The following is a 20,142-nucleotide window of genomic DNA, read 5'->3' on the forward strand; positions in this document are numbered from 1 at the left end:
GTCCCTGTGGCGCCCGCCGGGAGACGCCGCGGTAAGGCTAGGACCCCTTCGACGAGAGTGCCTTCACCAGCACCGGCGTCACCAGGGCCACCTGCCAGGGGCGCGCGCCGTAGCCGGTCAGCGCGGACTCCATGGAGTCGGTGTCGGCGGACTGCGGCGGCTCCCAGCAGATGCGCCGGACCGTGTCCGGAGCCACCAGGTTCTCCTGGGGCAGGCCGAGCTGTTCGGCGAGGGCGGTGACCCCCGCCCGGGCCGAGGACAGCCGGGCCGCGGCGGCGGGGTCCTTGTCGGCCCAGGCGCGCGGCGGCGGCGGCCCGGCCACGGGCTGGCCCGGCTGGGGCAGCGCGGTGTCCGGCAGGGCCTTGGCCCGGTCGACGGCCGCCTGCCACTGCTCCAGCTGCCGCCGCCCCATCCGGTGCCCGAAGCCGTTCAGCGCCGCGAGCGCGTGCACGTTGGCCGGAAGGGACAGCGCCGCCTCCACGATGGCCGCGTCGCTCAGCACCTTGCCCGGCGACACGTCCCGGCGCTGCGCGATCCGGTCGCGGGTCTCCCACAGCTCCCGTACCACCCCGAGCTGCCGGCGCCGCCGTACCTTGTGCATCCCGGACGTGCGCCGCCAGGGGTCCTTGCGCGGCTCGGCGGGCGGTGCCGTCGCGATCGCGTCGAACTCCTGGAGGGCCCACTCCAGCTTGCCCTGGCGCTCCAGCTCCTTCTCCAGGGCGTCGCGCAGGTCGACGAGCAGCTCCACGTCGAGGGCGGCGTACCGCAGCCAGGGCTCGGGCAGCGGGCGGGTCGACCAGTCGACGGCGGAGTGGCCCTTCTCCAGGACGTAGCCGAGGACGCCCTCGACCATGGCGCCGAGGCCGACCCGGGGGAATCCGGCCAGCCGGCCGGCCAGCTCGGTGTCGAACAGCCGGGTCGGGACCATGCCTATCTCGCGCAGACAGGGCAGGTCCTGGGTGGCGGCGTGCAGGTCCCACTCGGCGCCGGCCAGCGCCGCGCCGAGCCCGGACAGGTCGGGGCAGGCCACCGGGTCGATCAGCGCGGTCCCGGCGCCCTCGCGGCGCAGCTGCACCAGGTAGGCGCGCTGGCCGTAGCGGTATCCGGAGGCGCGCTCGGCGTCGACGGCGACGGGGCCGGAGCCGGCGGCGAACGCGGAGATGACCTCGGTCAGGGAGGCCGCGTCGGCGATCACGGGCGGAATGCCCTCGCGGGGTTCGAGCAGCGGCGTCGGCGCCCCCGTCACAGAAGATCCGGCGTCGTCCGGAGGAGTGCCTCCGGTGATGCGCAGGGAGCTGTCTGCTGCGGTGTCTTGGGCGTCGGTCACCTGTCAAGGGTATCCGTGTATGGACTGCGCCCGTCGACGGAACGTTCCGTCGACGGGCGCGGGAGGGTCGTAAACCGGTCAGCCCGGGCGCGTGAAGACCCCGCGCGGGTGAATCGGCCGCTGCGCCGAACGGCTCAGTGGATGATCCCGGTGCGCAGGGCCACGGCCACCATCCCGGCGCGGTCGCCCGTGCCCAGCTTGCGGGCGATGCGGGCGAGGTGGCTCTTGACGGTCAGGGCGGACAGGCCCATCGAGACGCCGATGGCCTTGTTGGACTGGCCCTCCGCGACCAGGCGCAGCACCTCGACCTCGCGGCCGGACAGCTCGCGGTAGCCACCCGGGTGACTCGGGGCACCCGGGGGGCGGCGGTGCATCCGGGCGGCGCCGAGGGGAGCGGCGCCGGGCCGGGCGGGCAGGCCGATGTTGGTGCGGGTGCCGGTGACGACGTAGCCCTTGACGCCGCCGGCCAGCGCGTTGCGGACCGCGCCGATGTCGTCGGCCGCGGACAGCGCCAGCCCGTTGGGCCAGCCCGCGGCGCGGGTCTCGGACAGGAGGGTCAGGCCGGAGCCGTCGGGCAGGTGGACGTCGGCGACGCAGATGTCGCGGGGGTTGCCGATGCGGGGACGAGCCTCCGCGATGGACGAGGCCTCGATGACATCGCGCACGCCGAGCGCCCACAGGTGGCGGGTGACGGTGGAGCGGACGCGCGGGTCGGCCACGACCACCATGGCGGTCGGCTTGTTCGGGCGGTAGGCGACCAGGCTTGCGGGCTGCTCGAGGAGAACGGACACCAGGCCTCCTGGGGTGGGGGGACGGGGCCGGCTTGTGGGGATTCAGCCGGGACGAACCGTGCTTTCTAGGTCACAGTCGTCTTCGGCAGCAAACTCGTCCGCCTTTAGAGAATGATCACGATCTAGTGAGTAACAATCTGTGCAATTCGGACACGCGATCGATCATCCGAAGATCAAGTCGGTTCGAGCGGATGCGATCCGGGTTCGAAAGTGGCCGTATCGACAAAGAGATGGTCAATGAGGCGTCCAAGCGGGGGACCCACGGGAACCTTGCGATCATCTCACCGTGACTGCGGGCCCCTGCGCTGCGGCAGCGTGACCACCGAGGCGTCCCCCGGACCGGCCGGCGGCAGCCCCGCGACCTGCGCCAGCAGATCGCACCAGGAGGCCAGATGGGACGCCGTGTCCGGGACTCCGCCGAGGCCCTCCCGGGGCGTCCAGGAGGCCCGGATCTCGATCTGCGAGGCGGCCGGCCGCTCGGCCAGCCCGCCGAAGTAGTGCGAACTCGCGCGCGTGATCGTCCCGCTCGGCTCGCCGTAGCCCAGCCCGCGCGCCTGCAGCGCCCCGGTCAGCCACGACCAGCACACCTCCGGCAGCAGCGGATCGGCCGCCATCTCCGGCTCCAGCTCCGCGCGCACCAACGTCACCAGCCGGAACGTCCCGCGCCAGGCGTCGTGCCCGGCCGGGTCGTGCAGCAGCACCAGCCGCCCGTCGGCCAGCTCCTGCTCCCCGTCGACCACCACGGCCTCCAGCGCGTACGCGTGCGGGGCGAGCCGCTGCGGCGGGGGAGTGGGCTCCACCTCCACCTGTGGCCGCAGCCGGCTGCTGCGCAGGGCGTCGACCGCGGCCCGGAAAGCCGGCGGACCCGCGGTACCGGAGTGCCGGTCCGCCTCCTCGGTGTCCAACACGTCGTCCATTCCGTCAGCGCTGTCCGACATTCGTCCCTGAGCCCCAGCCATGCGGGGAAGAGTAAGGGGAAGCGCGGCTGTGTGCAGGGCAAGACACCCCCTGAGGGCTGCGGCACTTCTCTCCTCACGGCCGTGCGAGACTTGCCGTCGTGAGTGCCAACGCAACGCCCTCGGGCCCGCAGCCGACAGCGACGTACGACAGCGCCTTCCTCAAGGCGTGCAGGCGCGAACCCGTGCCGCACACCCCGGTGTGGTTCATGCGTCAGGCCGGCCGCTCGCTGCCCGAGTACCGCACGGTCCGCGAGGGCGTTCCGATGCTCGAGTCCTGCACGCGGCCCGAGCTGGTCACCGAGATCACGCTGCAGCCGGTGCGGCGCCATGGCGTGGACGCGGCGATCTACTACAGCGACATCGTCGTCCCGCTCAAGGCCATCGGCCTCGACCTCGACATCAAGCCCGGCGTCGGCCCGGTCGTCGAGCAGCCGATCCGCACCCGCGCCGACCTCGCCCGGCTGCGCGACCTCACCCCCGAGGACGTCTCCTACGTCACCGAGGCCATCGGGCTGCTCACCCGTGAGCTGGGCGCCACCCCGCTGATCGGTTTCGCGGGCGCGCCTTTCACCCTCGCGAGCTACCTGGTCGAGGGCGGCCCGTCGCGCACGTACGAGAACGCCAAGGCGATGATGTACGGCGACCCCGAGCTGTGGGCCGACCTGCTCGACCGGCTCGCGGACATCACGGCCGCGTTCCTCAAGGTCCAGATCGAGGCCGGCGCGAGCGCGGTCCAGCTCTTCGACTCCTGGGCCGGCGCGCTCGCCCCCGCCGACTACCGCAGCTCGGTCATGCCCGCCTCGGCGAAGGTCTTCGACGCCGTCGCCGGGTACGGCGTCCCGCGCATCCACTTCGGTGTCGGCACCGGTGAGCTGCTGAAGCTCATGGGCGAGGCCGGCGCGGACGTCGTCGGCGTCGACTGGCGCGTCCCGCTGGACGAGGCCGCCCGCCGTGTCGGCCCCGGCAGGGCGCTCCAGGGCAACCTCGACTCGACGGTCCTGTTCACCGACAAGAACACGGTCGAGGCCAAGGCCCAGGAGGTGCTGGACGCGGCCGCCGGCCTGGAGGGGCACGTCTTCAACCTCGGCCACGGCGTCCTGCCGAACACCGACCCGGACGCGCTGACCCGGCTCGTGGAGTACGTCCACACGCGCACCGCGCGCTGACTCACCACGCGGAGCGGGGCCGCGCCCGTCTGCCGAACAGCAGGCCGCGCGGCTCCGGCGGGGGCGGGGTGCCGGGCTTGAGCGGCCAGGCCAGCAGCATGCCCGCCACGAAGCCGACCACGTGCGCCGCGTACGCCACCGTGCCGGCGCCGGAGACGCCGTGCCCCGAGGAGTACACGGCCTGGAGCACGAACCAGAAGCCCAGCACCAGCCAGGCCGGCAGCCGCAGCGGCAGGAAGACCAGGAACGGCACGAGCACCCAGACCCGCGCCGTCGGCCACAGCACGATGTACGCGCCGAGCACCCCGGCGATCGCCCCGGACGCGCCGATCAGCGGCTCGCCCGAGGAGGCGTTGAGCAGCGCGAAGCCGTATCCCGCCGCGTAGCCGCAGACGACGTAGAAGACGAGGAAGCGGACGTGTCCCATCCGGTCCTCGACGTTGTTGCCGAAGATCAGCAGGAAGAGCATGTTCCCCAGCAGGTGCAGCCAGCCGCCGTGCAGGAACATCGCCGTGAGGACCGACAGGGGCGGGGACTTGTCGTACGACGGCGCTCCCACGACACAGCCCGGCCCCTGCGGGCCCACGCCCGTCCGCCCCGTCGGCACCAGCCGCGGCAGCTGGTGGTGGATCAGCTCTCTCGGCACCGCCGCGTAGTGGTCGATGAACGCCTGCAGATGGCACAGCCGCGCGAGATCGCTGCCGCCGGCCACGGAGCCCGCCACGCCGGGCGTGCGGAGGAACACGACGACGTTGGCCGCGATGAGCGCGTACGTCACCCAGGGCGTGCGGCGCACCGGGTTCACGTCATGGACGGGGATGACCACACAGGACTACTGCCCGGGACGCGGCGGGTGAATCGGTGAACGGCCGCGGCGGGCCGTGCGTATCTGTTCTCAACCGACGTGAGGACAGGCGATGAACAACGCTCCGCAGGTATCGGCGATGCATGCTCTGCCCGACGGTGAGGCGGAGATCTCCCTCGTGGTGCGGCTGCCCTGGGAGGACGTGGCGCGCCTCGGTCAGGAGGCCGGGCGGCTGGCCGCGCAGACCGGGCGGCCGGTGACGCTGGACGAGGCGGTCGGCCACCGCCTGCGCTCCACCCGGCCCGCCGCCACCCACGCGCGGCCCGCGGGCGAGCAGCCGGCCGCCGTCTCCTCCAGCGCGTCCGTGGCCTCGCTGCCGAGGATCAGCGGGACGGCCTAGGAGGCCGCGCCCGCCGCGGCGGCGGCCCGCACCTTCGCCGTCGCCTTCCTCGCCGCCACCAGGACCGGGTCCCACACCGGTGAGAAGGGCGGGGCGTAGCCCAGGTCCAGGGCCGTCATCTGCTCCACCGTCATCCGCGCGGTCAGCGCGACCGCCGCGATGTCGACCCGCTTGGCCGCGCCCTCCCTGCCGACGATCTGGACGCCCAGCAGCCGGCCCGTGCGGCGTTCGGCGAGCATCTTGACCGTCATGGGGGAGGCGCCGGGGTAGTAGCCGGCGCGACTGGTGGACTCGACGGTGACGGTCTCGTAGCGCAGGCCCGCCCGGTCGGCGTCCTTCTCGCGCAGGCCGGTGCGGGCGATCTCCAGGTCGCAGACCTTGCTGACCGCCGTGCCGACCACACCCGGGAACGTGGCGTAGCCGCCGCCGGCGTTCGTGCCGATGACCTGGCCGTGCTTGTTGGCGTGGGTGCCGAGCGGGACGTACTGCTCCTGGCCGGAGACCAGGTTCAGCACCTCCACACAGTCGCCGCCCGCCCAGATGTCCTCGTGGCCGCGCACCCGCATTCCGAGGTCGGTGAGCAGGCCCCCGTGCCCGCCGAGGGGGAGACCGGCGGCGCGGGCGAGCGCGGTCTGCGGGCGGACGCCGATGCCCAGGACCACCACGTCCGCCGGGTACTGGGCGTGCGCCGTGGCGACCGCGCGCGCGTGGCCGTCGTCCCCGGTGCGGATCCCGGTGACCTCGGCGTCGTTCACCATGGTGATGCCGAGGCCCTCCATGGCCCGGTGCACCAGGCGGCCCATGTCCGCGTCGAGCGTCGACATGGGCTCCTTTCCGCGGTTGACGACGGTCACCTCGAAACCGCGGTTGATCAGCGCCTCGGCCATCTCCACGCCGATGTAGCCCGCGCCCACGACCACGGCCCTGCGGCCACGCGCGCGTGCCAGCGTCTCCAGCAGGGCCTGACCGTCGTCGAGGGTCTGCACGCCGTGCACCCCGGGGGCGTCCGCGCCGGGCAGGTCCGGGCGGACCGGGCGGGCGCCCGTGGCGATGACGAGCTTGTCGTACGCCGTCCAGGACTCGGCGCCGGAATCGACGTCACGCGCGCGTACCCGCCGCCCGGCCACGTCGATCTCGGTGACCTCCGTGCGCAGCCGCAGGTCGATGTCCCGCGCGCGGTGCTCCTCGGGAGTGCGGGCGATCAGATCGTCCCGCTCGGGGACGTCACCGCCCACCCAGTAGGGGATGCCGCACGCCGAGAAGGAGGTGAAGCGGCCCCGTTCGAAGGCCACGATCTCCAGCTCGCCGGGCCCCTTCAGCCGGCGTGCCTGGGACGCCGCGGACATGCCCGCGGCGTCACCGCCGATCACGACCAGCCGTTCCGTGCCGCCCCGCCCACCGCTCTTGGTCATGGTCATGGGAACACGCTACGGGGCCGGGGCAGGTCAGTCCCGGCCGGTCCCGCGCGCGTCCGGGCCGCGGTCCGGATCCGAAACCGGGCGGGCGGACGGCAGCGGGCCCAGCGCCGTCGGCACGGGACCGGGCGCGGGCTTCGCGCGGCGCGGCAGCCGGGGCCGTACGACCCGCAGCCACACCAGCGCCAGCAGGGCCGCGCAGGCCGCGAACGGCAGGGCGGCGCCGAGCGCGAGGGCGACCCAGCGCAGCAGCGTGACGAACACGTGCCAGCCGCCCGACACGGCGTCCACGACGCCCGAAGAGCGGTCCGCGGCGGCCGTGCGCGCGGGCTTCTCGGACAGCGACAGGGTGATGGTCGCGAGGCTCGTGCGGTCCTTCAGGGACGCCTGCTGCGCCAGCAGGGCCTCCAGGTCGGCCTCGCGGCTGCTCAACTCGCCCTCCAGGGACACGACATCGCTCAGCCTGTCCGCCCGGCCCATCAGCGCGCGGATCCGGTCCACGCTGGCCCGCTGCGACCTCACCCGGCTGTCCACGTCCACGACCTGGTCGGTGACGTCGGCCGCCTTCGCGGTGCGCTCGACCAGCCGGCCGGTGCCCTGGAGAGCGGCGAGGACGTCGTCGTACCGCGCGCTCGGCACGCGCAGGACGACCCGGCTCCGCTCGTGGCCGTCGGCGTCCCGGTCCGTGTTCTCCTCGCCGACGTAGCCGCCCGCGCCCTCGGCGGTCGACCGGGCCGTGGCCAGGGCCTTGGCGGCGTCCTTGACCTCGACGGTCAGGGAGGCGGTGCGGACGACGGCTTCGGCGGCGAGGCCCGGCGTCCGGTGGGCGGACCCCGTCGCGCCCGAAGTGCCCTGGCCGGGCGCGCCGTTGACGCCCGTGACCGGCCGCCGGGCCACGTCGCCCGCGGCGGACTTCGCCGCGCCGCCGCCCTGGTCGGCGGCGGCACCGCAGCCCGCGAGGGCGAGGCAGGCGGCGAGCAGCAGCCCGGCGAGCGGCCGGACGGGGCGGCGTGGGGAACGTGGCGTGCGCATGGGTGGTACCCCCAAGGGACGGCGGTCTGCGATTGCTGTGACGGCCCTACGACGGCCGGGCGGGCGGGGACGTTTGACGGCGCGGGTTCCGATGCGGTCACGGTCCGGACGCGCCGCGATCACCGGGGTGCGGCGGAGGGGACCTCCGGGCCCCGGCGGGAGTGTCGGAGGGGTCTGAGAGAGTGGAGGGCATGAGCGCAACGGGTACGCGTACGGGGCATGTCGTCGTCATCGGAGCCGGGATCGCCGGGCTGGCCGCCGCCCACCGGCTGCTGGGGCGCGGCGCCCGCGTGACCGTGCTGGAGGCCGCGGACCGGGTCGGCGGCAAGCTGCTGCCCGGCGAGATCGCGGGCGTGCGGGTCGACCTGGGCGCCGAGTCGATGCTCGCCCGCCGCCCCGAGGCGGTAGCCCTCGCGCGCGAGGTCGGGCTCGACGAGCGCCTTCAGCCGCCCGCCACCGCGACCGCCTCGCTCTGGACCCGGGGCGCCCTGCGCCCCATGCCCAAGGGCCATGTGATGGGCGTGCCCGGCACCGCCGCCGCGCTCACCGGCGTCCTGTCCGACGAGGGCCTCGCCCGCGTCGAGCGCGACGCCGACCTGCCGCGCACCGAGGTCGGCGACGACGTGGCCGTGGGGGAGTACGTGGCCGCCCGGCTCGGCCGCGAGGTCGTCGACCGCCTCGTCGAGCCCCTGCTCGGCGGGGTCTACGCGGGCGACGCGTACCGCATCTCGATGCGTTCGGCCGTGCCCCAGCTCTTCCAGGCGGCCCGCAGCCACACCTCGCTCACCGAGGCAGTGCGCGAGATCCAGGCCAGGGCGGTCGGCAGCCGGCAGACCGGCCCGGTCTTCATGGGCATCGAGGGCGGCGTGGGCACACTGCCGCTCGCGGTCGCCGACGCCGTCCGCGCGCGGGGCGGCGAGATCCGCACCGGGACGCCCGTGCGCGAGCTGCGCCGGGAGGGCGACGGCGGCTGGCGGGTGGTCGCCGGGGAGCGGGTGCTGCGCGCCGACGCGGTCGTCCTCGCCGTCCCGGCCCCGGCGGCCGCCCACCTGCTGGGCGCCGAGTCCCCGGCGGCCGCCGCCGAACTGCGCGCGATCGAGTACGCGTCGATGGCCCTGGTCACCCTCGCCTACCGGCGCGCCGGACTGAGACTCCCCGAGGGCAGCGGCTTCCTGGTCCCGCCGGTCGACGGCCGCACCATCAAGGCGTCCACGTTCGCCTCCCGCAAGTGGGGCTGGATCGCGCGGGAGGACCCGGACGTGGTCGTGCTGCGCACGTCCGTGGGCCGGCACGGCGAGACGGAGATCCTCCGGCGCGACGACGCCGCCCTGGTCGAGGTCTCCCGGCACGACCTGCGCGAGGCCACCGGCCTGGACGCCGAGCCCCTCCGGACCCGGGTCACCCGCTGGACGGACGGACTGCCGCAGTACCCGGTCGGGCACCACGCGCGCGTGGCCCGCATCCGCGAGCACGTCGCGAAGCTGCCGGGCCTCGCGGTGTGCGGCGCGCAGTACGACGGCGTCGGCATCCCGGCCTGCATCGCGAGCGCCCACGCGGCCGTCGACCAGCTCGGCGGCGATCCGACCGGAATCCGGGAGCTGACGGCCAACCCGGTGCAAAGCCTCCACGGCGGAGCGGGAGAATAGGAACCATGAGCGACGACGCCCCCACCACCGAGCCCGGCAGGATCCCCAACAAGGGCAAGCTGGCCAAGGACCTCAACGAGGTCATCCGTTACACCCTGTGGTCGGTCTTCAAGCTGAAGGACGTGCTGCCCGAGGACCGCACGGGTTACGCCGACGAGGTCCAGGAGCTGTTCGACCAGCTCGCCGCCAAGGACGTCACGGTCCGCGGCACCTACGACGTCTCCGGTCTGCGCGCCGACGCCGACCTGATGATCTGGTGGCACGCCGAGACCAGTGACCAGCTCCAGGAGGCGTACAACCTCTTCCGGCGCACGAAGCTCGGCCGCGCCCTGGAGCCCGTGTGGTCCAACATGGCGCTGCACCGCCCGGCCGAGTTCAACCGCTCGCACATCCCGGCGTTCCTCGCCGACGAGACGCCGCGCAACTACGTGAGCGTCTACCCCTTCGTGCGCTCCTACGACTGGTACCTGCTGCCCGACGAGGACCGTCGCCGCATGCTCGCCGACCACGGCAAGATGGCCCGCGGCTACCCCGACGTGCGCGCCAACACGGTCGCCTCGTTCTCCCTCGGCGACTACGAGTGGGTCCTGGCCTTCGAGGCCGACGAGCTGTACCGCATCGTCGACCTCATGCGCCACCTGCGCGGCTCCGAGGCCCGCCGGCACGTCCGCGAGGAGATCCCGTTCTACACGGGCCGCCGCAAGGACGTCGCGGACCTGGTCGCGGGCCTGGCCTGACCCCGCCGGGACCTACCTGGTGCCCTTGCCGGCCGGAGTGGCCGGCCGGGGCTCCTGGTGCGGTGCGCACGAGGCGTGCCGCCCGGGAACCCGGCCGTCCAGCAGGTACGCCCAGAAGCGGCCGTTGACGCACGCGTTGGCGCCGCCCGCGATGCCGTGCGTGCCCGCGTCCCGCTCGGTCACCAGGACCGAGCCGGCCAGCCGCCGGTTCATCTCCAGCGCCCCCGTGTACGGCGCCGCCGCGTCCCGCTCGGCCGCCAGGATCAGCACCGGCGGCAGCTCACCGGGCCCGGTCCGCACGTCCAGCGGCTTCTGCCGCGGCGCCGGCCAGTAGGCGCACGGCAGGTTCAGCCACGCGTTGTCCCAGGTCTCGAACGGCGCCACGCGGGCGAGCCGGGTGTTGTCCCGGTCCCATGTCCGCCAGTCGGTGGGCCAGGGGGCGTCGTTGCACTCCACCGCCGTGTACACCGCGTCGGAGTTCTCCGCCGCCGCCCGCGCGGCCGGGTCCTGCGCCCCCGCCGTGGCCAGCCGGACCAGCGGCTTCGGGTCGCCCTTCAGATAGGCCGAGAGCGCGGCCGCCCGGCTCGGCCAGTCGTCGTCGTAGTACCCGGCGCTCAGGAACGTGGCCTGGAGCTGGCCGGGGCCGACCTTCCCGTCCGCCGCCTTCCGGGCCAGGCGCTCGCGCGCGGTGTCGTAGCCGCGCTGCACCTTCCCGGCCGTGTTCCCGAGCCCGTAGGCGTCGTCGTGGCGGGCGACCCAGTCCTTGAAGTCCGTCCAGCGCTGCTCGAACGCGGCCGACTGGTCCAGGTTGGAGCGGTACCAGATGTTCTGCGGATCCGGGTTCACCGGCGCGTCCAGCACCATGCGCCGTACGTGCGAGGGGAACATCGTGGCGTACAGCGCCCCGAAGTACGTGCCGTACGACGCTCCCACGAACGTCAGCCGGTCCTCGCCCAGCGCCGCCCGCAGAACGTCCAGGTCACGGGCGTTGTTCAGCGAGGTGTAGTGGCGCAGCCCGCTCCCGGACCGCCGGGCGCAGCCGCGCGCGTACGCCTTCGCCCGGGCGATCCGCTCCCGCTTGTACGCCTCCGACGGGTGCACCGGCGCCGCGCTGGGCGTCGTGGCCAGGCGTCGGGGGTCCTCGCAGGACAGCGGTGCCGAGCGGCCCACACCGCGCGGGGCGTAGCCGACGAGGTCGTACGCGGCGGCGACCTGCTTCCACTGGGGGACGTTGCCGATCAGCGGGAAGATCATGCTGGAGGCGCCCGGACCGCCCGGGTTGTAGACGAGGGCGCCCTGTCGGGGCACCCGCCGCTTGCTGTCGCGCGGGTCCTTCCGGGTCGCCTCGGCCCGGCTGACGGTCAGCTTGATCTGCGCCCCGTCGGGATGGGCGTAGTCCAGCGGGACGCTCACCGTGCCGCACCGCACGGTGCCCGGCGCCGCGGGGATGTCCGCGCGCGAGCACGCGCCGAAGTCGATGCCCCGCGCGCGGGCGCGGGCCACGGCCACGGCGGTGCCGCGCGCCTCGGCCGCGCCGGGCACACCGGGCACGGCGCGCCCCGCGTCGAGAGTGTGTCCCGCCGGGGCGGCGGCCAGGGTGGTCAGGAGCAAGGTCCCGGCGGCCGAGTACAGGGCGGCAGCTCTCATCGCGTATCCCTTCGGTGCGGCGACGGCGATGGCACGACTGCCACGCCCCGGCGACATCACAAGGGATGTTTCGTTCGCCCGTGGGGGAAGGCAAGCACCACCCGGCCGGTGTCGGCACCAATGCCCCCGATGCGCCCCCTGCGGCCGCCCTCACTCCCGCCAGGGCTGGTCGCGATGGGTGAAGGCCGCGCGCAGCTCGGGTTCGCCGATCGCCCGGATGCCGCGCACCGCGACGGAGGTGAGGAACGACCGCTCGTCCCCGGCCGCCCCGCGGGTCAGCGTGCCCAGCAGCCGCAGCCCGGCCGGCGAGGCCCAGCGGGAGTAGGGCTGCACCTCGAACCGGGTGATGACGAGGCAGCTCAGCGAGAGTATGAGCGGCAGGGCGAACCACAGGCCGACCAGCAGTCGCGGGGTGCCGGTGGGGAGGGGCAGCAGCAGTGCGCTCGCGCCGAGCACCGCCACGGCCAGCGCGCCCGCCCGCACCTGGCGCACGGCCGCCGCGACGGTCGTGGCGGCACCGTCGGGGACGGCGAGCCCGGCGCGCTCCAGCCGGTCGGCGAGCCGTCGTACGGCCTCGGCACCGGCCGCGCGGGCCCGTACGGGCTGGATCCGGGACTGGCCCTCCGGCCCGATGGCCCCGATGACGGACTGCTCGATCTCGTCGTGCCCCCGCGGGTCCACCACCGTGGCCCAGCCGGTGTGCGCGAGCAGCAGGCGCCGCTGCCGGGCCATCGAGACCATCGTCACGTCGGCGACCCGGGCGGGACCGCCGGAGAGGAAGGCCGCCTCGTACAGCGTCAGCGCGTGCGCGCGCTCCTGGTCCACCGCGGCGGCGGCCGCGTCCCGTGCCGCCGCGCGTACGGCCGCCAGACACAGCCGGGTGCACGCCGTACCGGCGAAGGCCCAGGCCAGGAGCAGGAGAAGAACCCAGAACATGACAAGTTTCTATGCCGACGGCCGGGGTGAGCGCCATGCCCTTTTCACCATCCGGACGCAGTGTGGCCGGTACGTGACGTTCCGCTTCGTTTCGTGCGGTCGGCGCCGTCAGGAACTGCTCGGCTCGGCGGTGGCGGGCGGCAGGGAGTACGACGGGGCCGGTGACGGCGTCAGCGGGACGGCGGCGCTCGGGGCGACCGCCGGCGGGTTCGGCACCGGGGTGGGGGAGGCCGCCAGCTCCTTGGCGAGCGTGGCGAAGTCGACGTACCCCGTCGCCTCCAGGACCTTGATGTGGTCGAGGACGGTCGCGTTGGCGTCGTCGGCGAGATCGCGGACCAGGGAGTTCTGGGTGTCGGCCCGGACCTGGGCGGCCAGGGCGTACACCCGGCCGTGCGCGAGGCGCAGGAGGGCGGCGAACGCGCGGTCGAAGTCCTCGCCCTGCGCGCCGCCCAGGGTGGCGAGCCACTGCTTCTGCTGGGTGTTCGCCTCGTTCGGCAGGGGGAGGCCGAGCTGGGTGGCGACCGTGCGGACGTGCGCGTCCAGCGAGGTGTGCCCGTCGACCAGATGCTGGCCCGCGGTGCGGACGGCCGTCGTGGTGCCCTTCTGCTCCGCCAGCTCGCCGGCGGGCAGCTCCCAGAGCCCCGCGAGCCGGACCTTGGTGATGAAGTCCTTGTCCTGGGCCGACAGCGGGCCGTAGGGGGTGGTGACGGTCTGCGTGCTCAGCGTGCCCGCGTCGGCCGTGTCCTGCCGGTCGGCGTAGGACCAGATCGGGTAGAGCAGTGCCGCGGCGGTCGCCGCGAGTGCCGCGATGACCAGCCCGGTGCCGCTGAACATGCCTCGGCCCTTGATCGGGGGTCGGGGTCGCATGGCGCCTCCTGTAGCGCACCGCACGCGTGTGCTGGGGTGTGGTACGGCTTGGCATATTACTGCCGCCGGTTCCCCGCGGGGCTTGGGCGGGGTAACGCGCATGATCACCGTCTCCGTGCGGTGCGTCGGCGACTGCCAGTGCGTTGTGGCTGGTCGCGCCGTTCCCCGCGCCCCTTCGGGGGCGCCTGCACCGGGTCGGTGCCGGTGAGCGAGGCCACTCCCCGCTCAGCCCCGCTGTCGCAGCAGCACCCTGCGCGCCGTACGGGCCACCCGCCCGCCGGACCGCCTCGGCGCCGGTCCCGACCGGTCCAGCCACCACTCCCGCAGCTCCCGGCGTGCGCCCGCCTCCCGGGGGCGGCCGGCGCGCAGCAGGTGGCCGGCGAAGGTGAGGGCGTCGCGGCGGTACCCCCCGCTCATCGGCTGCTCGCGCGCGTACTCCAGGAACAGCTCCCGGTACCCCGCGCCGAGGATCACCGGCAGCTCCGGAGCCACCTTCGCCACCACGTCGGCCCGCTTCGCCGCGAGCGCCCGGGCCTGGACCCGCATCCGGGCGCGGTCGAACCCCTCCGGCACCGGCGTCCCGGCCACCAGCGAGGACAGCACGGCGGCCTGGGCGACGCCGACCCGCTCGCGCGCCGCCGGCACGGGCCGCGCGAGCACGGCGACACCGCCACCGCCGACCCGGGCGGCATCGGCGGCGGCGCCGATACCGCCGCCGTCACCCGCGCCCGAGGGGAGGGCACCGGTGGCGGCCCCCGTGCCGCCACCGGTGCCGGCTCGTTCCCGTCCGGCCGTCACCGCGTCCCGGATCAGGGTCAACTCCCTTTCCAGTTTGGCCGGTTCGGGGAAGTTCTCGTCGCGCTCCAGCAGCACGCCGGGCGGTGCGGTCCGGGCGGCGAGGTCGGTCAGGATGTCCAGGACCGGGCGCGGTACGGGGTGTGCGTGGCTGTCGTGCCAGACCCCGTCGCGCTCGAAGCCGCCCGCGACATGGACGTAGGCGAGCGCCTCCAGCGGCAGCCCGGCCAGCGCGCGGGCCGGGTCCTCGCCCCGGTTGACGTGGTTGGTGTGCAGGTTGGCCACGTCGATCAGCAGCCGTACGCCGGTGCGCTCGACCAGCTCGGACAGGAACTGCGCCTCGGTCAGCTCCTCGCCCGGCCAGGAGAACAGCGCGGCGATGTTCTCCAGCGCCAGCGGCACCGGCAGGGCGTCCTGCGCGATACGGACGTTCTCGCACAGCACGTCCAGGGCGTCCCGGGTGCGCGGCACCGGCAGCAGGTGACCGGCCTCCAGCAGGGGGGAGGCGGTGAGCGGCCCGCCGGCGCGCACGAACGCGATGTGCTCGGTGACCAGCGGGGCACCGAGGGCCTCCGCCCGCTCCGCCAGTGCCGTCAGCCGCCCCGCGTCGGGGCGGTCGGCATCGCCGAGCCCCAGGGAGACCCCGTGCGGGATCACGGTCACGCCGCGCTCGCGCAGCCGCAGCAGCGACTGGGGCAGGTGCCCCGGGCAGACGTTCTCCGCCACGACCTCCACCCAGTCGATCCCCGGCATCCGCTCCACGGCGTCCGCGATCTCCGGCCGCCAGCCGATCCCCGCGCCCAGCCGCCCCACGGCCTCTGCCCGCACGGCCCCGCCCCGCGTGGTCCCTCCCCGCATGACCCCTCCCCTCGTGCGAATGACGGAGGTATCGCCCCGGCAGGCGGTGCCGAATCCCGTTCCCGTCGCGTTCAGAGCAACATTTGAGGTTCAGCCCCGCACGGGCCACGGTGAGCGCGCCGACGAGGACGTGCTCGGGCAGGTCCAGCGTGGTGCCGAGGGCGGACGTGCTGTGCGGTCATGCGGGCGTCGAGCCGGCGCACGTTTCGGGAGACCCGGTCCAGGCTCCGACCGGGTTCCGGATCAGGGGACTTCAGGGAACGGGGTGCCGTCCACGGCCGCACCCCGCAGCCGCGCCGCGATGGCCACCCGCGCCCTGCGGTACGCGCTGTCGTCGTCGTGCAGCACCGACAGGGCGTTCGCCGTCTCCAGCAACGCCACGACCTCGAAGGCGAGTTGCGGGACGTCCGTGTCCGTGCGCAGCTCACCCGCCGTGCGAGCCTCGTCGATCGTCCGCTCCACGTACGCCGACCAGTCGCGCTGGGCGTGGACCGCGGCGTCGTGCAGCGGCCCGGTCCGGGCGTCGTACTCGGCCATGACGCCGTAGAAGAAGCAGCCGCCGGGGAACACCCGGCCGCGTGAGTACTCCAGCCACAGCTCGCACAGCCGCCATACCCGCCCGACCCCGGCCGGGGTCTGTGCCGCGGGCCGGATCACCCGCTCGGTGAAGATCCGCGCGGCCTCCCGCACGGTGGCCAGCTGAAGCTCCTGCTTGGAGCCGAACAGCGCGAACACCCCGCTCTTGCTCAGCTCCAGCTCCGTGGCGAGCCGTCCGACGGTGAGCGCCTCCAGGCCCTCCACCGAGGCGATCTCCACCGTGCGGCCCAGCACCAACTGCCGGGTGCGGTTGCCCCGTTCGACCCGGCCGTCGACCCGCGTCATCGCGCCGGCCCGCTCGCGCGCAGTGCCGGGTGATCGGCGACGACCGTGCACGAGCCCGGCGCGATCTCGGTGAAGCCGGCGTCACGCACCACCGGCAGCCCGCTGCCGGCCAGCCGCCCCCAGCCGGCGGGGGCGGCGGTGCGGACGGCGAGCGCGAAGCCGGCGTCCCGCCAGGCCGCGCGCTCCGTCTCCGGCAGCGCCCACCAGGCCAGCTGCGCACCGTGCCCCGCCTGGGCCATGGCCTTGCCGGCCGACATCTCCAGCTCCGGGTTCAGCCACAGCACGGGCCGGGCCGGATCGGGCGCCACGGGCGGCTCCGGGTCGTCCAGCTCGGTGCCGGACACCTGGAGTCTGGCCAGGTCCCTGGGCCAGCCGTCGAGCGGGACCGGCGGGAACACCCGCACCTCGGCCGACGTGCCGGTCACCGTGATCCCGGGCAGCGCCTCGGTCCGGCGCCACTCGGACCCGCGGGCGCGCCGGACCACCTTGCGGATCCGCGCGTCCTCCCAGGCGCGTACCGCCCCGGCCCACGCGCCGTCCCCGTGCGCCCGCTCGTCCCCGAGCAGCACGAGCACGGCCCGGGCCGCCGTCTCCAGCGCGTCGGTACGGGCGGGCGGCGCGGCGCGCTCCAGCCGTACGACGAGGGGGAGTACGAACTGGGGTGCTTCGTCACGCGTGCCGGCCGGGGGCGTCGGAGTCGGGGTCGTGGATTCAGGGCTCACAACAGGCCACCTTAAAGGGCGTGCGGCACGGCGTGACCGGCCCACGGACCGGACGTCGCAGCGGTCCCCGCGGCGCGAGCGACCACAATGACCGTATGCACTGTGCCTTACGACTGTCCGCCGTAGGCCGCCGCTACGGCATCCGCGGCCCCTGGGTGCTACGAGGCGTCGACCTCGCCGTCGCGCCCGGCACCCTCATCCGCATAGAAGGAGCGAACGGCACCGGGAAGTCCACCCTCCTGCGTCTCCTCGCCCGCCTGGACGCGCCGACCGAGGGCCGCGTCACCGGCCGCCCGCGCACGGCGTACGTCCCCGAACGCTTCCCCGCGGCGCTCCCGTTCACCCCGCTCGGCTATCTCACCCACCTCGGCACGGTGCACGGCCTGAGCCGCGCGACGGCACGGCGCACCGCGGGCACCTGGCTGGAGCGGTTCGGCGCCGGCGGCTACGCCGACACCCCGATGGCCCGGCTGTCCAAGGGCAGCAGCCAGAAGGTCGCCGTCGCCCAGTCCCTGCTCGGCGAGCCGGAGCTGCTGGTGCTGGACGAGGCCTGGACCGGGCTGGACGCGGCGGCGCGGGCCGAGCTGGAGCGGGCGGTGGCCGAGCGGACCGCCGCCGGGGGCGCCGTGGTGTTCGTCGACCACGACCCGGCCCGGCTGGCCGGAACGCCGGACGCGACGTACACCGTGCTCGACGGCGGGCTCAAGCCCCGTACGGACGGCGGGAGTTCACCGGCCGGGCCGCTCACCCTGATCGTCGCGCGGGGGCCGGCCGGCGGGGCGCTGCCGCCCGACGCGGCACGGACCGGCGCCACCGCCCTGGAGACGGCGCCCGGCGGCTACCGTCTCACCGTCCCCGCCTCCCACTCGGACATCCTGCTGCGCGCCCTGCTCACGGCCCGCCCGCCCTGGCACGTCGTGCGCGTCACCCCGCCCCCGGACCGCACACCGGCCCCCGACGACCTCGCGCCACCCCCCGAGCCAGGAAGCCGCCCATGACCGCACTCCTGCGCTACCAGCTGGACCTGCTGGTGCGCTCCCAGCGCTGGCTGCCGCCGGTGATCCTCTACGCCGCGTACCTGGGGATCGGCGTACAGAGCGGCCAGCCCGTCCTCGACTCGCTCGGCTTCACGGCCGGCGGTCTGCTGCCCGTGGCGGCCTGGCTGGTGCGGATCTGTGTCACCGGCGAGCCGGACGCGGCCCGCGCCTGTGCCGCCGCCGCGCGCGGCCCCGCCCGCGCCCACCTCGCCGCCCTGCTGACCGCCCTGCTCGCGGCGGCGGCGCTCGGGGTGGTGGCGACCTCGGTGGTGACGCTGATCAGCGCCCCGGCGGACAACGGCCACCAGATCCGCGTACCCCTGCTGAAGGCGGGCGCGGCCGGACTGCCGGCCACGCTCGCCTGCGCCCTGATCGGCGCGGCCGTCGGCGCGCTCACCAACCGGCCGGTGCTGCGGTCCACCGGCCGCGCGGTGCCCGCGATGCTGCTGGGCGCGCTGCTGTCCGTGGTGCTCACCGGCTCCCCGGCGCAGGCCGCGGTGAGCGGTCTGGTCACCGGCTCGCGAACCGGCCGGATCACGGTGCCGCTGCTGCCACTGGCCGCGGCGCTCGTGCTCGCCGCCGCCGCCTTCGCCACGGCGGCCCGGCTCAGCTCCCGCCGCTCACCCTGACCGATGCCCGTCGGTCTGCCCGATCAGCTCGGAGACCTTCACGAACCGGTAGCCGCGCCTGCGCAGTTCGGGTACGACCGTGCGGACGGCCCGCTCGGTGGCCGGGGCGGCGCCGCGGGTGCAGTGCAGGACGACCACGGAGCCGGGCCGCACCCCGTCCAGCACCTTTCGGGCGACGGCGCCGGCGTCCGTGGCGAACGCGTCGCCGCTCACCACGTCCCACTGCACCGCCGTCATCCCGAGCCCGCTCAGCGCCCGCAGCGAGCGCTCGTCGTGACAGCCGCCGGGGAAGCGGAAGTACGGCATCGGGTGCGGCACGCCCGCCTTCTTCAGGGCGGCGTCCGCGCGCCGCACGTCCGCGCGCATCCTGTCGGCCGGCAGGGTCGGCAGGCCGTGGCAGTCGGCGGTGAACGCGTAGTGGCTGTAGGAGTGGTTGGCGACCTCGAAGCGCGGGTCGCGGCCGAGATCGCGGGCCTGTGCCGGGTACTCGTCGGCCCACCGGCCGGTCAGGAAGACGGTCGCCGGCACCTTCAGCGCGCGCAGGGCGCTGATGAGCCCGGGGTTGTCGAAGTGCTCGCCGGCGGCCGCGCGGGGCCCCTCGTCGGCGGTCATGTCGGCGTCGAAGGTCAGCGCGACCGCCTTGCCGCGCGTGCGCGGGCCGTGCGCGAAGACCGGGGTCAGCCCGCCGGGCCCCGGCGCGAGCACGGGCGGCCGTACGACGGGAGGGACGATCGAGACGGGTACCGCGGACCTGCCCGGCCCCTGACGGCCTCCGTCCGCGCCGCCACAGGCGGCGAGCGCCGCGCCCAGGACACAGACGGCGGTGATACGGCCTGCTCGTGCGATCATCATGCGAAGGTACGGGGATGTCCGCTTGTACACCGACATGCCGGACGGCGCGGCGCCCCGGTCACCCGGCCGGCGGGCTCAGCGGCCGTAGCGGCCCGTGAGGGTTCCCTCGGCGAGGGTGTGGCCGGTCAGGGCCTTGCGGAGGTCGGCCGGGGTGGCGTCCGGGGAGAGCGCCGGGCGGCGGTCGGTGGCGTAGACCGTGAGGACGTAGCGGTGCGGGCGGTCGCCGCGGGGCGGGCAGGGGCCGCCGTAGCCGGTCCTCCCGAAGCCGTTGCGGCCCTCTGTCGCGCCCGGCGGGCGTTCTCCCGCGGCGAGACGCGCGGTGCCGCGCCCGATGTTCCACGCCAGCCAGTGCGTGAACGCGCCGTGCGGGGCGTCCAGGTCCTGCAGGAGCAGGGCCAGGGACGCCGTGCGGGCGGGTACGCCGGTGACGGCGAGCGGCGGTGAGACGTCCGCTCCGTCGCAGGTGAAGCGGCGCGGGATCGTGCCGCCCTCGGCGTACGCGGTGCTCGTGACCGTGATGCGGGCGGCGGCGGTCGTCGGGGAGGGGGAGTCGGCGCCCCGGTCGCCCGTGCGGCCCGCGCCCCCGCACCCGGCGACGCAGCCCAGCACGGCCACCAGGGCCGCCACGCTCTTACGCAT

At 74.9% G+C, this 20,142-nt stretch carries 20 protein-coding genes; 6 read left to right on the forward strand and 14 right to left on the reverse strand.

Going from position 1 to position 20,142, the window contains the following annotated elements; genetic code table 11:
- Positions 1-37: 37 nt before the first annotated feature.
- The 3 genes from BIV23_RS09200 to BIV23_RS09210 all read right to left on the reverse strand — a co-directional run bounded on the left by BIV23_RS09200 (position 38) and on the right by BIV23_RS09210 (position 3,077).
- Positions 38-1,327, reverse strand: coding sequence for a ribonuclease D (locus BIV23_RS09200; RefSeq protein ID WP_079173042.1), 1,290 nt, complete (start codon positions 1,325-1,327; stop codon positions 38-40).
- A 134-nt stretch (positions 1,328-1,461) separates the two neighbouring features.
- Positions 1,462-2,118, reverse strand: a complete 657-nt coding sequence (locus tag BIV23_RS09205; protein ID WP_069778144.1) for a response regulator transcription factor — start codon at positions 2,116-2,118, stop codon at positions 1,462-1,464.
- Between the two features lie 281 nt (positions 2,119-2,399).
- Entirely contained in the window at positions 2,400-3,077 is a 678-nt protein-coding gene (locus tag BIV23_RS09210; protein ID WP_079173043.1) for a DUF3000 domain-containing protein, read from the reverse strand.
- A gap of 98 nt (positions 3,078-3,175) precedes the next feature.
- On the opposite strand from BIV23_RS09210, the gene hemE reads away from it, so the two are divergent.
- The gene (gene hemE / locus BIV23_RS09215; RefSeq protein WP_071380284.1) at positions 3,176-4,243 is read left to right on the forward strand and encodes a uroporphyrinogen decarboxylase; all 1,068 of its coding nucleotides are present in this window, start codon (positions 3,176-3,178) and stop codon (positions 4,241-4,243) included.
- A gap of 1 nt (position 4,244) precedes the next feature.
- On the opposite strand, the gene BIV23_RS09220 is transcribed toward hemE, so the two are convergent.
- Complete coding sequence (locus BIV23_RS09220) at positions 4,245-5,069, reverse strand: rhomboid family intramembrane serine protease (RefSeq protein ID WP_071380285.1); 825 nt, start codon at positions 5,067-5,069, stop codon at positions 4,245-4,247.
- Between the two features lie 118 nt (positions 5,070-5,187).
- On the opposite strand from BIV23_RS09220, the gene BIV23_RS09225 reads away from it, so the two are divergent.
- Positions 5,188-5,448, forward strand: a complete 261-nt coding sequence (locus BIV23_RS09225; protein WP_071380390.1) for a hypothetical protein — start codon at positions 5,188-5,190, stop codon at positions 5,446-5,448.
- Here the strand turns inward: BIV23_RS09225 and BIV23_RS09230 are convergent.
- Both BIV23_RS09230 and BIV23_RS09235 read right to left on the reverse strand, forming a co-directional pair.
- Positions 5,445-6,860 carry an FAD-dependent oxidoreductase gene (locus BIV23_RS09230; RefSeq protein ID WP_071380391.1) on the reverse strand — a complete coding sequence of 472 codons (1,416 nt, stop codon included), beginning with the start codon at positions 6,858-6,860 and terminating at the stop codon, positions 5,445-5,447. The two genes, BIV23_RS09225 and BIV23_RS09230, sit on opposite strands and share 4 nt — an antisense overlap.
- A 33-nt stretch (positions 6,861-6,893) precedes the next feature.
- A complete protein-coding gene (locus BIV23_RS09235) occupies positions 6,894-7,895 on the reverse strand; it encodes a DUF4349 domain-containing protein (protein ID WP_071380286.1) in 1,002 nt (333 codons plus the stop codon).
- A gap of 191 nt (positions 7,896-8,086) precedes the next feature.
- Between BIV23_RS09235 and hemG the strand changes: the two genes are divergently transcribed.
- The gene (gene hemG, locus BIV23_RS09240; protein ID WP_071380287.1) at positions 8,087-9,541 is read left to right on the forward strand and encodes a protoporphyrinogen oxidase; all 1,455 of its coding nucleotides are present in this window, start codon (positions 8,087-8,089) and stop codon (positions 9,539-9,541) included.
- Between the two features lie 5 nt (positions 9,542-9,546).
- On the forward strand, positions 9,547-10,278 hold the full coding sequence (gene hemQ / locus BIV23_RS09245; RefSeq protein ID WP_071380288.1) for a hydrogen peroxide-dependent heme synthase: 732 nt from the start codon (positions 9,547-9,549) through the stop codon (positions 10,276-10,278).
- A gap of 12 nt (positions 10,279-10,290) precedes the next feature.
- Here hemQ and BIV23_RS09250 read toward each other — a convergent pair whose 3' ends face one another.
- The 6 genes from BIV23_RS09250 to BIV23_RS09275 all read right to left on the reverse strand — a co-directional run bounded on the left by BIV23_RS09250 (position 10,291) and on the right by BIV23_RS09275 (position 16,985).
- The gene (locus BIV23_RS09250) at positions 10,291-11,925 is read right to left on the reverse strand and encodes an alpha/beta hydrolase (protein ID WP_071380289.1); all 1,635 of its coding nucleotides are present in this window, start codon (positions 11,923-11,925) and stop codon (positions 10,291-10,293) included.
- 150 nt (positions 11,926-12,075) lie between these two features.
- Positions 12,076-12,861 (reverse strand): TIGR04222 domain-containing membrane protein, encoded by a 786-nt coding sequence (locus BIV23_RS09255; protein ID WP_071380290.1) that lies wholly within the window; start codon positions 12,859-12,861, stop codon positions 12,076-12,078.
- A 108-nt stretch (positions 12,862-12,969) separates the two neighbouring features.
- A complete protein-coding gene (locus BIV23_RS09260; protein WP_071380291.1) occupies positions 12,970-13,728 on the reverse strand; it encodes a DUF4142 domain-containing protein in 759 nt (252 codons plus the stop codon).
- Positions 13,729-13,953: 225 nt separating this feature from the next.
- Positions 13,954-15,381, reverse strand: coding sequence for an MbnB/TglH/ChrH family RiPP precursor modification enzyme (locus tag BIV23_RS09265; protein WP_425443470.1), 1,428 nt, complete (start codon positions 15,379-15,381; stop codon positions 13,954-13,956).
- A 243-nt stretch (positions 15,382-15,624) separates the two neighbouring features.
- The gene (locus tag BIV23_RS09270; protein ID WP_071380293.1) at positions 15,625-16,263 is read right to left on the reverse strand and encodes a TetR/AcrR family transcriptional regulator; all 639 of its coding nucleotides are present in this window, start codon (positions 16,261-16,263) and stop codon (positions 15,625-15,627) included.
- Positions 16,260-16,985 (reverse strand): aminoacyl-tRNA hydrolase, encoded by a 726-nt coding sequence (locus BIV23_RS09275; protein WP_071380294.1) that lies wholly within the window; start codon positions 16,983-16,985, stop codon positions 16,260-16,262. Before BIV23_RS09275 ends, BIV23_RS09270 begins: the two co-directional genes overlap by 4 nt.
- A 95-nt stretch (positions 16,986-17,080) precedes the next feature.
- Between BIV23_RS09275 and BIV23_RS09280 the strand changes: the two genes are divergently transcribed.
- Positions 17,081-17,983, forward strand: coding sequence for an ABC transporter ATP-binding protein (locus tag BIV23_RS09280; protein ID WP_071380295.1), 903 nt, complete (start codon positions 17,081-17,083; stop codon positions 17,981-17,983).
- The gene (locus tag BIV23_RS09285; RefSeq protein ID WP_071380296.1) at positions 17,980-18,651 is read left to right on the forward strand and encodes an ABC transporter; all 672 of its coding nucleotides are present in this window, start codon (positions 17,980-17,982) and stop codon (positions 18,649-18,651) included. Before BIV23_RS09280 ends, BIV23_RS09285 begins: the two co-directional genes overlap by 4 nt.
- Here BIV23_RS09285 and BIV23_RS09290 read toward each other — a convergent pair.
- Together BIV23_RS09290 and BIV23_RS09295 are read right to left on the reverse strand one after the other, a co-directional pair.
- A complete protein-coding gene (locus tag BIV23_RS09290; RefSeq protein WP_071380392.1) occupies positions 18,643-19,500 on the reverse strand; it encodes a polysaccharide deacetylase family protein in 858 nt (285 codons plus the stop codon). The genes BIV23_RS09285 and BIV23_RS09290 overlap by 9 nt on opposite strands.
- A gap of 78 nt (positions 19,501-19,578) precedes the next feature.
- Positions 19,579-20,142: a YbhB/YbcL family Raf kinase inhibitor-like protein gene (locus BIV23_RS09295; RefSeq protein WP_079173050.1), complete on the reverse strand. Its 564-nt coding sequence runs from the start codon at positions 20,140-20,142 to the stop codon at positions 19,579-19,581.

Origin of the sequence: Streptomyces monashensis, assembly GCF_001866665.1 — a bacterium.
Taxonomy (GTDB): domain Bacteria; phylum Actinomycetota; class Actinomycetes; order Streptomycetales; family Streptomycetaceae; genus Streptomyces; species Streptomyces monashensis.